Source organism: Dyella sp. 2RAB6 (assembly GCF_052115385.1).
Lineage (GTDB): Bacteria > Pseudomonadota > Gammaproteobacteria > Xanthomonadales > Rhodanobacteraceae > Dyella_D.
In genome coordinates, this window is sequence record NZ_JBFRGP010000037.1 from 1 (window position 1) to 13,167 (window position 13,167).

General features: G+C 64.1%; 20 protein-coding genes and 1 pseudogene. 20 read left to right on the forward strand and 1 reads right to left on the reverse strand.

The annotated features are described in order from the left end of the window. Positions 1-213 precede the first annotated feature (213 nt). The 20 genes from AB4083_RS22405 to AB4083_RS22500 all read left to right on the forward strand — a co-directional run bounded on the left by AB4083_RS22405 (position 214) and on the right by AB4083_RS22500 (position 12,783). Positions 214-558, forward strand: a complete 345-nt coding sequence (locus tag AB4083_RS22405; protein WP_441610719.1) for a GPO family capsid scaffolding protein — start codon at positions 214-216, stop codon at positions 556-558. A gap of 57 nt (positions 559-615) precedes the next feature. Further along, positions 616-1,638, forward strand: a complete 1,023-nt coding sequence (locus AB4083_RS22410; RefSeq protein WP_441610720.1) for a phage major capsid protein, P2 family — start codon at positions 616-618, stop codon at positions 1,636-1,638. A gap of 3 nt (positions 1,639-1,641) precedes the next feature. After that, positions 1,642-2,298: a phage terminase small subunit gene (gpM, locus tag AB4083_RS22415; RefSeq protein ID WP_441610721.1), complete on the forward strand. Its 657-nt coding sequence runs from the start codon at positions 1,642-1,644 to the stop codon at positions 2,296-2,298. A gap of 102 nt (positions 2,299-2,400) precedes the next feature. Beyond that, a complete protein-coding gene (locus tag AB4083_RS22420) occupies positions 2,401-2,865 on the forward strand; it encodes a head completion/stabilization protein (protein ID WP_441610722.1) in 465 nt (154 codons plus the stop codon). Continuing rightward, entirely contained in the window at positions 2,862-3,071 is a 210-nt protein-coding gene (locus tag AB4083_RS22425) for a tail protein X (RefSeq protein ID WP_441610723.1), read from the forward strand. Before AB4083_RS22420 ends, AB4083_RS22425 begins: the two co-directional genes overlap by 4 nt. A gap of 13 nt (positions 3,072-3,084) precedes the next feature. Beyond that, positions 3,085-3,441, forward strand: a complete 357-nt coding sequence (locus tag AB4083_RS22430) for a putative holin (RefSeq protein WP_441610724.1) — start codon at positions 3,085-3,087, stop codon at positions 3,439-3,441. Then, positions 3,441-3,725, forward strand: coding sequence for a phage holin family protein (locus AB4083_RS22435; RefSeq protein WP_441610725.1), 285 nt, complete (start codon positions 3,441-3,443; stop codon positions 3,723-3,725). The genes AB4083_RS22430 and AB4083_RS22435 overlap by 1 nt, the downstream gene beginning before the upstream one ends. Next, positions 3,715-4,518, forward strand: a complete 804-nt coding sequence (locus tag AB4083_RS22440) for an N-acetylmuramidase domain-containing protein (RefSeq protein ID WP_441610726.1) — start codon at positions 3,715-3,717, stop codon at positions 4,516-4,518. Before AB4083_RS22435 ends, AB4083_RS22440 begins: the two co-directional genes overlap by 11 nt. Then, positions 4,515-5,003 carry a hypothetical protein gene (locus AB4083_RS22445; protein ID WP_441610727.1) on the forward strand — a complete coding sequence of 163 codons (489 nt, stop codon included), beginning with the start codon at positions 4,515-4,517 and terminating at the stop codon, positions 5,001-5,003. The genes AB4083_RS22440 and AB4083_RS22445 overlap by 4 nt, the downstream gene beginning before the upstream one ends. Further along, positions 5,000-5,482 carry a phage tail protein gene (locus tag AB4083_RS22450; protein ID WP_441610728.1) on the forward strand — a complete coding sequence of 161 codons (483 nt, stop codon included), beginning with the start codon at positions 5,000-5,002 and terminating at the stop codon, positions 5,480-5,482. Before AB4083_RS22445 ends, AB4083_RS22450 begins: the two co-directional genes overlap by 4 nt. Continuing rightward, positions 5,479-5,937 (forward strand): phage virion morphogenesis protein, encoded by a 459-nt coding sequence (locus AB4083_RS22455; RefSeq protein WP_441610729.1) that lies wholly within the window; start codon positions 5,479-5,481, stop codon positions 5,935-5,937. The genes AB4083_RS22450 and AB4083_RS22455 overlap by 4 nt, the downstream gene beginning before the upstream one ends. A gap of 166 nt (positions 5,938-6,103) precedes the next feature. Further along, entirely contained in the window at positions 6,104-6,649 is a 546-nt protein-coding gene (locus tag AB4083_RS22460) for a Panacea domain-containing protein (RefSeq protein WP_441610730.1), read from the forward strand. Positions 6,650-7,408: 759 nt separating this feature from the next. After that, complete coding sequence (locus tag AB4083_RS22465; RefSeq protein ID WP_441610731.1) at positions 7,409-8,305, forward strand: baseplate assembly protein; 897 nt, start codon at positions 7,409-7,411, stop codon at positions 8,303-8,305. Next, positions 8,298-8,852, forward strand: coding sequence for a phage tail protein I (locus AB4083_RS22470; protein WP_441610732.1), 555 nt, complete (start codon positions 8,298-8,300; stop codon positions 8,850-8,852). The genes AB4083_RS22465 and AB4083_RS22470 overlap by 8 nt, the downstream gene beginning before the upstream one ends. Before the next feature lie 2 nt (positions 8,853-8,854). Further along, on the forward strand, positions 8,855-10,357 hold the full coding sequence (locus tag AB4083_RS22475; RefSeq protein ID WP_441610733.1) for a phage tail protein: 1,503 nt from the start codon (positions 8,855-8,857) through the stop codon (positions 10,355-10,357). Positions 10,358-10,365: 8 nt separating this feature from the next. After that, positions 10,366-10,788, forward strand: a complete 423-nt coding sequence (locus tag AB4083_RS22480; RefSeq protein ID WP_441610734.1) for a hypothetical protein — start codon at positions 10,366-10,368, stop codon at positions 10,786-10,788. Positions 10,789-10,856: 68 nt separating this feature from the next. Next, positions 10,857-11,384, forward strand: coding sequence for a phage baseplate assembly protein V (locus AB4083_RS22485; RefSeq protein ID WP_441610735.1), 528 nt, complete (start codon positions 10,857-10,859; stop codon positions 11,382-11,384). Between the two features lie 11 nt (positions 11,385-11,395). Beyond that, positions 11,396-11,818 (forward strand): hypothetical protein, encoded by a 423-nt coding sequence (locus AB4083_RS22490; RefSeq protein ID WP_441610736.1) that lies wholly within the window; start codon positions 11,396-11,398, stop codon positions 11,816-11,818. After that, positions 11,815-12,168, forward strand: coding sequence for a GPW/gp25 family protein (locus tag AB4083_RS22495; RefSeq protein WP_441610737.1), 354 nt, complete (start codon positions 11,815-11,817; stop codon positions 12,166-12,168). The genes AB4083_RS22490 and AB4083_RS22495 overlap by 4 nt, the downstream gene beginning before the upstream one ends. An 18-nt stretch (positions 12,169-12,186) precedes the next feature. Further along, the gene (locus tag AB4083_RS22500; protein WP_441610738.1) at positions 12,187-12,783 is read left to right on the forward strand and encodes a hypothetical protein; all 597 of its coding nucleotides are present in this window, start codon (positions 12,187-12,189) and stop codon (positions 12,781-12,783) included. A gap of 132 nt (positions 12,784-12,915) precedes the next feature. On the opposite strand, the pseudogene AB4083_RS22505 reads toward AB4083_RS22500, so the two are convergent. Next, positions 12,916-13,089, reverse strand: a pseudogene (locus AB4083_RS22505) (phage integrase central domain-containing protein); the annotation flags it as partial. Positions 13,090-13,167 lie beyond the last annotated feature (78 nt).

Consider the following 13,167-nt stretch of genomic DNA (forward strand, 5'->3'; position numbering starts at 1 on the left):
CATCCCTGCCAATACAGGGCGCGCGCCATGCGGCGCTGATCGACGTCGGGGGGTGGAATGAGCATGGCGGCATCGTCGCCGAGCGCTTGGCTTTCGCAGGGCTCGCGCGGGTGGATGAGTCCACTCCTACACCCGTCTCGCGTTGCCGCGTTGCACCTGCGTGCCGACGATGGATGCGCCCCTTACTGCGCCCACGTCACCGAGGTTTTCCCCATGGCCAAGAGCAAGTTTTTCCGCGTCGCTGTCGAAGGCGCCACCACCGACGGCCGCACGATGGCCAAGCTCACCACCAAGGCCAAGTCCAATGACGCGCAGCTCGCCGATGTGGCCGCCGCGATGGATGGCCTGACCGAGGTCGTCGAATCCTTCGCTGAGCGCGATACCGCCCTGGTGACCGAGCTCTCCACGCTGAAAGAACGCCTCGCCACCATCGAGCGCAACGCCACCACGGCGCAGACCGAGTTCGCGGCGCTGCGCACGCAGCTGAGTCAGACCGAGGCCGCTCCGCGGCGCCCGGCCGCCACCGGCGGCAACGGCACCGCGCAAACCGACTGCTAGTCGGTCACGACATTCAAGAACGCCTCACCCCTTCGCGCACGCCCCGGAGCTCGACCCATGCGTAACGACACCCGTCTCATCTTCAACCAGTACACCCAGCAGATCGCCGCGCTCAACGGCGTGGACAGCACCGCCGTGCATTTCAGCGTGGAGCCGAGCGTCCAGCAGCGCCTGGAAACCAAGATGCAGGAATCCAGCGCGTTCCTGTCGCGAATCAACATCGCCCCGGTCACCGAGCTCGTCGGCGAGAAGCTCGGCCTGTCGATCTCCGGCCCGATCGCCGGGCGCACCGATGTGACCAAGGGCGCGCGACAGCCGCGCGACCTGAGCGGCCTGGACGACCAGCGCTACAGCTGTGCGGACACCGAGTACGACACCTTCCTCGGCTACGCCAAGCTGGACTCGTGGGCGAAGTTCCCCGACTTCCAGACCCGCGTGCGCGACGCCATCCTCAAGCGCCAGGCGCTGGACCGCATGACCATCGGCTTCAACGGCACCAGTGTCGCCAAGCAAACCGACCGCGCGACAAACCCGATGCTGCAGGACGTCAACATCGGCTGGCTGCAGCAGTACCGGACGCATGCACCGGACCGCGTGATGGCGAGCGGCAAGGTCGCGGACAAAGTCCAGATCGGTAAGGACGGCGACTACGCCAACCTCGATGCGCTGGTGTACGACGCCGTCGCGAGCCTGATCGACCCGTGGTACCGCGATGCCTCTGACCTGGTCGTGCTGATCGGCCGCGATCTGCTGCACGACAAGTACTTCCCGCTGGTCAACCGCGATCAGCCGTCCACCGAAGTGCTCGCCACGGATCTCATCCTCGCGCAGCGTCGCGTCGGCAATCAGGCCGCAGCCGGTGTGCCGTTCTTTCCGTCCAACGCGATCCTGGTCACCAGCTACGACAACCTGTCGATTTACTGGCAGGAAGGTGGCCGTCGTCGCTTCATCAAGGAAGAGCCCGAATGGAAGCGCGTGACCAACTACGAGAGCTCCAATGACGCCTATGTCGTGGAGGACTACGGTCACGGCTGCCTGATCGAGAACATCGTGCTGGCCGGCGCGGGCGGCGTGGCGTAAGTCATGCCGTCGCCCGCCCAACTGCATCGTCAGCGGATCCTCGCCGCACGGGCCACGGCTCGCGCGGCGGAGGACGGTGACGCTTCCTTGTCCGGTGGCTCGGCCTACGAGCTCATGCTCGCCAAGCTGGCCGAGGACAAGCGCGTCCTCAAGGACATCAAGTCGATCGAGCAAAAGATCGCCGTCAAACGGCAGCGCCTGCCCGAGTACATCGCCTGGATTCGCGGTGTGCTCGAGGCCGACCAGCCCGTACAGGACGACGTGTTCGCCACGCTGATGGTGTGGAGCATCGACACCGGTGCCATCGATCAGGCGCTGACCATGGCCGAGCACCTGTTGAAGCACGACCTGCGCCTGCCTGAGCACTACCAGCGCGATCTGCCCACGCTGGTGGTGGAGGAGATCGCCGAGCGCACCGGACTTCCGGACGGCGGCAACGTCACCGTCGACGATCTGCTGCGCGTCGGCGCGCTCACGCAGGATCGCGACATGCCTGACGAGGTGCGTGCCAAATTGCATCGCGCGATCGGCCTGGCCCTTCGCACGATCAGCCCACCCCAGGCCCTCGACCATCTGCAGCGTGCGCTGCAACTGAATCCGCGGCTCGGTTTGAAAACCGAGATTGCCAAGCTGACCAAGCAGCTGGCATCCGCGACCTGAGCTCGCCCCCGAGCGCCGCGGCGGCTCGGTGGGCACCGGTCGACCCTCTCTCCCGACCCGTGACCCACCGACCACCGCCGCACCTTCGTTGAAGAGAACCCCATGACCGGCTTTGTCGCCACGGCGCCCACGCACGAACCCGACCCGATCACCGCGGGGGACTGGTTCCCGAGCATCGACCCCAAGGACGCGCGTGCGGTGATGCGCATCGACGGCAGCGTCACCAAAGAACGCCTGGTCGAATGCCTCGCGGTCGCGATCTCGTCCGTCGAAGACGAGCTCGATGCGTGGCAGCAACAACAGCAAGCCCTCGGCCGCGCCTCCCTCAAGGACGTGCCGAGCAAAGTGATCGCGGGCGAATCCCGACTCGTGCTGCTCTATCGCCGCGCCGTCTATGCGACCGCTCAAGCCGAGCTCGTCGAGCGTTACCGAGAGCTCGACGCCACCGAGGCGGGACAGCGGCGTGCCGACGTTCTGCAATCCACGGCGGACGATCACCGCCGGCTCGCTCGCTATGCGATCCGCGACCTGCTCGGCCGTCCGCGCGCCACGGTCGAGCTGCTGTGATCGTCCGCGCGCTGCAAGGGGAAACCCTCGATGCGCTGTGCCTGCGCGCCCTGGGGCGCGCGGCTGGCGTGACCGAAGCGGCGCTCGTCGCCAACCCCGGACTCGCCGACGTCGGTCCCTTTCTCCCCACGGGGTACGCCGTGACGCTGCCCGATGCCGTGATGCGCGTGCCGGTCGAGACCGGACTCGTGCAGCTCTGGACCTGACACTGGAATCACCATGGCCGAACCGACCACCACCAGCACCACGATCGCCGGCTTTGCCGCGGCCGGCGTGAGTGTCGCCAGCCTGCTGCCCGGCATGGATGGCAATGCCATCGTCGGTGCCTTTGCCGGCGCCGCGCTGATGGCCCTGCATGCGCGCGACCTGGGGATTCCCAAACGCCTTATGTACCTCGCGATCAGTTGGATCGCCGGCTACCTGGCTGCGCCCGAAGTCGCCAAGCGTTTCGATCTGCAGCAGACCGGCGTCGCGGCCTTTCTCGCCGCCGCCCTGATCGTCGCGGTCACCGTGCAATTGCTCGATCGAGTGGGATCGATCGACCTGGCTAGCCTCTTTCGTCGCGGAGGCTCCTGATGGCGCACCTGCTCGCTCTCGTGATGATCGTGGCGAACGCCACGACCTGCCTGCGCCTGTTGCTCTATCGACGCGACGGTTCGCGCTACCGGCCGGTAGTCAGTGCCGCGGCGTGGATCCTCATCGTGTCTACCGGCACCACGGCGCTCGAGCTTGGGCTCGGTCTTTATCCGGCCCAGGCCATTCACCTCGGCGACGCGGGCATCGCCCTGGTGCTGTGTCTGCTGAGCGTCAGCGCCCGCGGCAACGTCGCCCACATCCTTCGGACCCGCTATGACCGCTGAACTACGCACGCTGCGCCCCGGCGATCACGGGGCGGAGGTCACCGTCCTGCAGACGCGCCTCACCGGCGCCGGTGTTCCGGTCACGCTCACTGGTCTCTATGACCCGCCCACGGAAGCCGCGGTGCGTCGTTTCCAGCGCGACGCCGGTCTCGTCGTGGATGGCATCGCCGGACCGCGCACGCAATCGGCCCTGACTGGCCGCCTGGATCACCGTGCGCTATCGCAGCAGGACATCGCGTCTGCAGCCGATCATCTTGGCTGCGAAGTCGCAACGCTGCAGGCGGTGATTGAGGTGGAGAGTCCGCACGGCGGATTTCTGCCCGATGGCCGCGTCGTGATCCTGTTCGAACGCCATGTGTTCTGGCGCCGACTGGTCGCTGCCGGCCTTGATCCGGTCACCCTGGGCGCGCCGGCATCCATCCTCAGTCAGCAACGCGGCGGCTACCTCGGCGGTGCTGCCGAGTACATGCGGCTTGCCCAGGCGACAGCGATTGCCCATGAGCCAGCGATGGAAGCCTGCAGCTGGGGACGCTTTCAGATCATGGGCTATCACGCAGAGACACTGGGCTACGCCAGTGCCTCGCACACGGCAGCAGCATTTGCCACGGGCGAGGCGGAGCACCTGCGTGCCTTCGTGCGTTTCGTACAGGCGGACCCTGAGCTTCACAAGGCATTGCGTGGCCGCAAATGGGCGGCCTTCGCCAAGCGTTACAACGGTCCGGCGTATGCCGACCACTTGTATGACGCCAAGCTCGCGCGTGCCTATGCCCGTCACACCGCGGTGACCGCATGAACCTCTTGCGCCAAGGGTTGTTCGCGATCGCGCTGTTCGGCTCGCTGTGGCGCTACCACACGATCACCTCCCATCGGATCAAAGACGCTGATGCTCGTGCCTTCACCGCCGAGGCACAGGCGCGCGACCTGGTGGGCGAGCTGGCCGCCCAAAAAGATGGTGAGCGCATCGTGACCCAGTACGTCGATCGCGTGCAGATCGTGCGCGAGAAAGGCCAATCCATCCTGCAGAAGGTGCCTGTCTATGTTCCTGCGTCCGCTGATGCTGCTTGCGTCGTGCCTGCTGGCTTCGTGCGCCTCCATGACGCCGCCGCGGCGTCAGCAATGCCCGATCGCCCCGGAGCTGCTAATGCGCAAGCCAGCGGCGTTGCACTCTCTGCCGTCGCCGGCACCGTCGTCGACAACTACACCACCTGCCACGCCATCGCCGAGCAGCTGATCGCCCTGCAGGATTGGGTGCGCGTCAACAGCAGGAACTCGCCATGAAGAAGCCCGATAGCCTGCGTGCCGCGCTGGTCGCCGCGCTGCCGGATCTCGCGCGTGATCCGGAGCGCTTCTTGGTCTTTATCGACAAGGGCTCGCTCCATGCGACCTACGTGCCCGGCCTGTCCTTCGAGTGTGCGTATACGCTCAACATCATCCTCACCGACTTCGCGTCGGACCCGTTGATCGTGTGGGTCGCACTGCTCGCCTGGCTGTCGGCGAACCAGCCGGAGCTACTCGACAACGTGGATCTGCGCCGGGACGGCGTGGCCTTCGAGGCCGACATCCTCGATCACGCGAAGTGCGACCTGAGCATCAAGGTTAAGCTCTCGGAGTCCGTCGTCGTGAAGCGCTCCGACGAGGGGCGGCTCGACATCGAACCCATCGCCGAGCCAGCGCCCGAGGCCTCGCTACCGGTGGGGCATTGGCGGTTATTCCTGCGCGGGGAGCTTTTGGCCGAGTGGGACTCGCCGCCGCCGTGACGGACAACCTCACGATGCTCGAGGACTGGGCAGGCGCGCTGCTATTGAAGCTGGCCCCGCAGGGCCGGCGCAAGGTGGCGAAGGCGATCGCCGACGCGCTCCGTCGGAGTCAACAGCAGCGCATCGCATCCCAGCGTGAGCCTGATGGCACGCCCTTCGTACCGCGAAAGCGTCCGAAGGATTTGCGCGGAAAGCGCGGGCGCATCAAGCGCGATGCGATGTTCACCAAGTTGCGCACTGCCACTTACCTCAAAGCCAGAGCCACGGCCGAGGGTGCGTCCGTCGAGTTCAACGGTCGCGTGGGCAGGATCGCCACGGTGCATCAATATGGGGAGCTTGATCGAGTGAGCGCGTATGGACCGCGCATGAGGTATCCGCGGCGGACACTGCTCGGCTTTGCGCCGGATGATCGGCTCCTGGTTCGCAATCTCCTCATCACCCACCTTAGTCGTTAGTCGCTGCATGAGCGAGAGTCCCAGAATCTCATGCGGTGAGAAGACCTTCAGATACTTTCAGCTGCCCCGGCCAGCCTTAAGTCCTTAAGTTATCGATAATTTTCACTTGCGTTCATGGCTGGCTGGCCATACTCTGAGCACACGGGGTGGGAATTGGACAGCTCATATGCGCGTATCACATGAACGCGACAAGCTGATCAACGCAATGGTGTTCTTCGCCAAGAACACCAGGCACTGCGGCAAGATCAAGCTATTCAAACTACTTTACTTACTCGACTTTGAGCATTTTGCTCAAACGGGTAGGGCTGTCACTGGCCTTTCTTATCAGGCATGGAAGAACGGCCCAGTCCCGCGTGCACTGTATGAAGAGTGGAACGACCCTGATCGAGATTTCACAGATGCTCTGGAGATCAAGCGGGTTGCAACCGGTGATTACACCATGCAGCTGGTGCGAGCGATCAAAGACTTCGACGAAGACAATTTTACGAAGCGCGAGCTCGGGTTAATGCATCAGCTGGCCGAGCAATATAGAGACGCTAGGTCGGTACCAATGGTGAAGGCCACTCATGTCGCTAATGGGGCTTGGGCAAAAGTTTGGGCTGAGCCCGGGAACGACAATCCCATTCCGTACACTCTCGCTGTGCCCGGCAATTCTCCCTACCGCAAAGCGGTCTTAGAGTCTGCGGACGAGTATTCGCGCATCAATATCTAGTCGTTATTGGGAACAGGGATGACAACCCAAGCGGGACAGATATATGTCCACGAAGACTACTACGTAGATGACGACGGTCAGCTACAGCCAAAGTTCCTTCTCATCGTCGCGGTGCCCGCCAATGACGACATTGTCTACCGCCTCTTGACCAGCAGACCACGCGGCCGCCCGGTCGACCCTCCTTGCTATCACGGCGATCCGTGCCCAGGATTCTTTCTGGGTGAGAAGTTAGGCGGCCCCCTTATAAAGCCCACCTGGCTAGACCTACGGTCGGCAGACGATTATGAGTTGGCGTCGTTCAAGCAAAAGTGCACGGATAAGAAAATTGACTTCATAGTGGATTTGCCAAAGAAAATCTTGATTGAAGCGCTCCGCTGTACCGCTCAGGCACCAGATACAAGTCGACGACAAGAACGACACATTCACGCGGTAATAGACGCCTTAAATTAGGTCAACTACGTCCGTTTTTGCGGCGCAACCCAACGCGACCCCTATCGAGGGTACCCACGCCACCTGGGCCACTGGACGCTAAGGCTAGGGAGGAGCCGCGATCGCATGAAACCGGAGCTTCGGATGCTCGCTAGACAGGGGTTTGTCAAATTCTCTGCGGGATCGGGTGCCAGCCACACGCTGGAAATCGCCCACTCTCATTCGCACAAGTGCCCGCAATGTACTCGTGCACTCGTACACCTCTATCGGGTCGCGGTTGGCCATATCGGATCGGCAGCATGCAGGTATGCCCCGCTTCGCTGAGTCCGCATGAGCACGTTCGGTTACACCGCGGTTGACCTATCGCGTCTGCCCGCCCCCGATGTCGTCGAGCCGCTCGACTTCGAGACCATCGTCGAGGCGATGCTCGCCAAGCTGCGCAGCCTCGACGACACCTTCACCGCGCTGGTCGAATCCGATCCTGCGTATAAAGTGCTTCAGGTCGCGGCCTATCGTGAGCTCCTGAATCGCCAGCGCGTCAACGATGCGGGCAAGGCGGTGATGCTGGCCTACGCGCAGAAATCGGATCTCGATCATCTGGGCGCGCTGCTCGGTGTCGGCCGGCTACAGCTTGCCCCCGGCGATCCCGATCGCGGCATCGCGCCCACGATGGAAAGCGACACGGACTACCGTCGCCGCATCACGCTCGCGCCCGAAGGCTTCTCCGTCGCCGGCCCCGAGGGCGCGTACATCTATCACGCGCTTAGTGCCTCACCTCAGGTGCTCGATGCCAGCGCGACCAGTCCTGAGCCTGCCCACGTGGTGGTGACCGTGCTGTCGCGTGACGGGGATGGCGCGGCCAGCGCTGATCTGTGTGCCACCGTCGCCACCGCAGTCAATGCGGACAACGTGCGACCGATGACGGATGAGGTCACGGTGCAATCGGCGGCGATCGTTCCCTACCAGGTGAAAGGCACGATCCATACCTTCGCCGGTCCCGACAGCGCGGTGGTGCTCGCCGAGTCCCGCAAGCGGTTGGATGCCTACGTGGCCGAGTCGCACCGTATCGGCCGCGATATCACCATGAGCGGGCTCTACGCGGCCTTGCACTGCGATGGCATTCAGCGCGTGACGCTCACTGCGCCGGCCGGGGATATCGCTATCGACCGCACCCAGGCCCCGTTCTGCACCGCGATCGAGCTGATCTACGGCGGCGTGGATGAATAGCCTGCTCCCGCCCAATGCCACGTCGGGCGAGCGGGCACTCGAAGCGGCCATGGCTCGCCTGGGTGAGGTGCCCGTCCCTCTGCGCGATCTGTGGAATCCAGCTACGTGTCCCGAAGCGCTGTTGCCGTGGTTGGCGTGGGCGCTGTCGATCGATTCGTGGAAGGCGTACTGGCCGATCGAAGTGAAGCGCGCCCGCGTGGCGACGGCGATCGCCATTCAACGGCGCAAGGGCACGATCCAGAGCATTCGCGATGTGATCGACAGTTTCGGTGGCGCCGTCGAGGTCACGGAATGGTGGCAACAGACCCCCAAGGGCGTGCCCCACACCTTCCACTTGTTGCTCACCTTGGCCGGCCAGGGCGGTGAGCTCGCTACCGCGGACTACGTCGACGACGTCATTGCTGAGATCCAGCGCACCAAGCCCGTGCGCAGCCATTTCACCTTCACCCAGGGCGTCAACCTCTCCTCGACCGTGGGGCTGATCGCCTACGTGCGCCCGCTCACCTATGCCCGTCTTTCGCTCGTTGCCGACCCGGAGTCCGCTTAACCATGCCGTCGCCTGCGCTCAAACTCATCGTGACCCACGCCGGTCGCGCGGCCCTGGTGTCACCGGACCACGGGGGCACGATGAAGGTGGCGGTCACCAGCATCGGGGTCACCGCCACTGCGTTTACTCCTGATCCGAAGCAAACCGCACTGCCCGGCGAGATCAAGCGGCTCACGACATTCACCGGCGGCGCCACCGCGGCGGACACGCTGCACGTGACGATTCGGGATCTGTCCACCGACAGCTACAGCGTGCGCGGTATCGGGCTCTACCTGGAAGATGGCACCTTGTTCGCGGTGTTCTGCCAGGCCGCAGTGCTCGTCGAGAAGAGCACCCAGGCGGGCATGCTGATCGCTGCCGACACGATCTTTGCGGACATCGCCGCGAGCAGCATCGTGTTCGGCGACACCAACTTCCAGCTCAACCTTGCCACCACGGACACGCCGGGCCTCGTGCGCCTGGCCACCGATCAGGAAACCATCACCGGCAATGACGCGCGCATTGCCGTTACGCCCAAAGGGCTGCTGGCAGCACTTAACGACCGGCTCGGCTCGGCGGCGCCGTCGGTATTCGCGAAGAAGTTGATTGCCGCGGCGAAGGATGTGGATGTCCGCGCCTTGCTGGGCCTCAAGTCCGCTGCCCTCAAAGACGAAGGGCATGGCAACGGCTTGGACGCCGACTTGCTGGACGGCAAAGAAGGCGCGTTCTATCTCAGCGCGCGGACGCGATACATCCCCGGCCAGATCATCGTGTACGCCGGCAACGCTGCACCCAGCGGCACACTGCTTTGTAATGGCACCGCGGTATCGCGCGCGAACTACGCTGACTTGTTCAGTGCGATCGGCACGATCTACGGCAAGGGCGATGGCGTCACCACGTTCAACGTCCCGAAGTTTGCCGCGGGCACTACGGTGGTCGCCGCGGACAGCGCCGAGACCGTCGGCGTCACCGTGTCCGGTGCGGTCATGGCTCACAGCCATAGCGGCAGCATCGCCAATGGCGGCGTGCACGCCCACGGTGGATCCACCGGCGGTGCTGGTGCGCACGGCCACAGTGCCTCGAGCTCGGCGGTGGGCGACCATGCGCACAGCGCGTGGACGGACCAGCAGGGCTGGCATGGGCATACCGGCGGTACCTCATGGGGTGGCGATCACACCCACCCGCAGGATGGCCGTACGACCTATCCGGGCTACGGCACCAATCGCATCGGCTATCAGGGCGCGAGCCAAAGCTGGATGCAGTACGACGGCGGCACTACCGGTGTGGCGGGCGGGCACAACCATAGCTTCTCGACCGACGGCAACGGCACGCACGGGCACAATGTCGGCATCGGCGGTGCGGGCGCACACGCCCATGACATCACCGTCGGTGGCGTCGGCGATCACGCGCACACGGTGACGATCAATCAAGGCGGCGACCACTCGCACGGCCTGACCATCAACAGCACGGGCGGCGCGGTCAATCTCGCGGCCGGCGTGAGCATGCTGTTCTGCATTGCCTACTGAGGACTCTCATGGAACCGTCGACCCAACCCCTTCGTTTTGGTTTTCTCGGTGGCCGCGAGTGCGCCCTGCTGTGGCGTAAAGCGTCCGGCGACCTGGTGGGCGTGGATCTGCGGCCCGGTGATCCCATTCCGTCAGAACTAACCACCGTGCCGCCGACCATTCACCCGGCGGGCAGCTTCAGGCGCGATGTATGGGATGAAGCACAGGGGCAATGGATATCGTGCTGCGACTACACCGGCGTGGCCACCTACGACAAAACCTCCGGCGCCTTGGTTCGCCCTCTGCAGTTGGGTGAAGCGTTACCGGACAGCGTCACGCTGCAGCCGCCACCGCGCGGGACGGAAGGGCCGTTCCGTTGGCATGACGACGACGCACGATGGGAGCGTGTGACCGCTGATCCCGACGAGCCTGCAGCAGACATGCAGGGGTAGTGTAGAAGTTCACTGATACATCGCTGCGGCGTGGCTTGTGCTACTTCATGGCCGGCAGCATGCGGGGCATGGATCGCACGACCGAACTCGCCCGCCTGCTCGAGAACCTCCTTCGCTACGGCGTGGTCGCGTCCGTCGATCACGCTACCAAGCGTTGCAGGGTGAAGACGGGCCAGTTGCTCACCGCACCGCTCAAATGGATCACGTTGCGCGCCGGATCGGCCCGCACGCTCTGGGCACCGAGCCTTGGCGAGCAAGTTCTCCTTCTGAGTCCTGGTGGCGATCCTGCGCGGGGCTGCGTGTTGCCCGCACTGTTCTCCGATGCCGCGCCGGCACCCGATGCTGGACCCGAGGCAAACATCACGCTGTACCCAGACGGCGCCGTCATCTCTTACGACCCCGCATCGCACGCACTGGTCGCGAACCTGCCTGGCGGCGGCACCCTGCATGTCACAGCGCCGGCAGGTGTCACGGTCGTAGGCAGCTTGTCGGTCAGCGACAACGTCTCCGTGGGCACCGGCGCGACGGGCTCCTTCACGACGCCCACCGGACTCACCGTCGAATGCCGCGACGGCATCGTCACCAATATCTTCTGAGGTGCACCGCCGTGCTTGGACAGGGCTCTTCCATCATCAACACCGCCTACTTCGACGCACTGAAAGTGCGCGCCAACGGCATTCGCTCTTGCGAGGATCTACAGGCGTTCACGTCGGAGGTGATGGGCTCGCTCAACGCCAACGTTGCGGCGATCAATCAGCAACTTGCCATGCTGCAACCCATCCTGGCCCTGCTGAAGCCGCCCGCGGCCAACCCGGCCGAGATCGTGTCCTGGTTGACCAATTTCATCACGGCGTTTCTCACGCCCTACGCAAAACCCGCCGTCGTGTACGTCGCGCAGGTAGCCGCTGTGATGGCCGCCATGGCTGAGTTGCAGTCGCTGCTGCAGAGCAAGTCCATGGAGTTTCCCGGCTGCTCAATCGCCATGCCCGACCTGCCGAAGGTCGAGCTTCCGCAGGTTCCCAGTGCATGAAGGGCATGGATCGCATCACCGGCCGTGCGCTCGACGAGGCAGCGCATCTCGCGCAATCCATCGGCGACATCCTCACCACACCCGTAGGCTCGCGCGTCATGCGCCGCGACTACGGCTCCCTGCTGCCGCGGCTGATCGATCAGCCCTTCAATGCGGCGACCCGGATTCGGCTCTTTGCCGCGATCGCCACCGCGCTCATGCGCTGGGAGCCACGCCTGCAGATCACCCGCGTGAGCGTCGAACTCGGCCATGAGCCGGGTGCCGTGGTGGTGACCCTCGACGGCACGCGCACCGACACCCCGATGGCCGTCTCCGGCCGCTTCACCGTCCCGCTCCAACTCCCTAAGTAAGCACCTGCGAGGTTCACCATGGCCACCGACTACCACCACGGCGTACGCGTCGTCGAAATCACCACCGGCAGCCGTGTGCTGCGCACGGTGTCCACCGCCATTATCGGTTTGGTCGCGACCGGCGAAGACGCCGATGCCACGATGTTTCCGCTCAACACGCCGGTGTTGATCACCGACCTCAAGACCGCCATCGGCAAGGCCGGCACCCAAGCCAAGGGCACCCTCGTGGGCAGCCTCAAGGCCATCGACGCACAGACCAGTCCGTTTGTCGTGGTGGTGCGCGTGGCAAAAGGGGCCGACGATGCGGCCACCACCAGTAATGTCATTGGCACTACCGACGACAAAGGTCGTCTCACCGGCGCGCAGGCACTGCTCGCCGCGCAAAGTCGCCTCGGCATCAAGCCACGCATTTTGGGTGCGCCCGGCCTCGACGTGCAGCCAGTGGCTAGCGCACTCGGCATCATCGCGAAGAAGTTGCGCGGCATCAGCCTTTGCCTTCTTTGCCTTTCGCATCTTCAGTCGTACGCCTGGCACGGTCCAAACGCCATGCGCGAGATCTATCTCGCGCCACTCGGCATGACGCAATTCGCCGGGTCTGGTGAATACCAGCGGTGAGAGCTTCAGTGCATACCGAGTGATATGGGTGCCACGGTATCCGTCAATTGCACGAAGCAATCCACCAATATCCGAAGGTTCGGTAAGGGTAGGGAAATGAACGGTTTCTGCCGCGGGAATGGCGCCTACGACATCGGCAGCCGGATCGCGTTCCGCAAATCCATTGCGGATGGCGAAGCGGAAAACCTCGCTGAGATAGTTGCGGGTGCGATGTGCAGTTTCGGTGGCCCCTCGTTCGGGGCCTATCCTAGATTTTGTGTAAACGGGGCATTGGCAGGAAACTGCCATCTGACCCGGAGACACCATGAGTCCACGCAAACACGAAGTGCCCGACGAGCTGCTTAGCAGTCTGTTAGCCAACTATCAGAAGCCCGAAGATCTCGT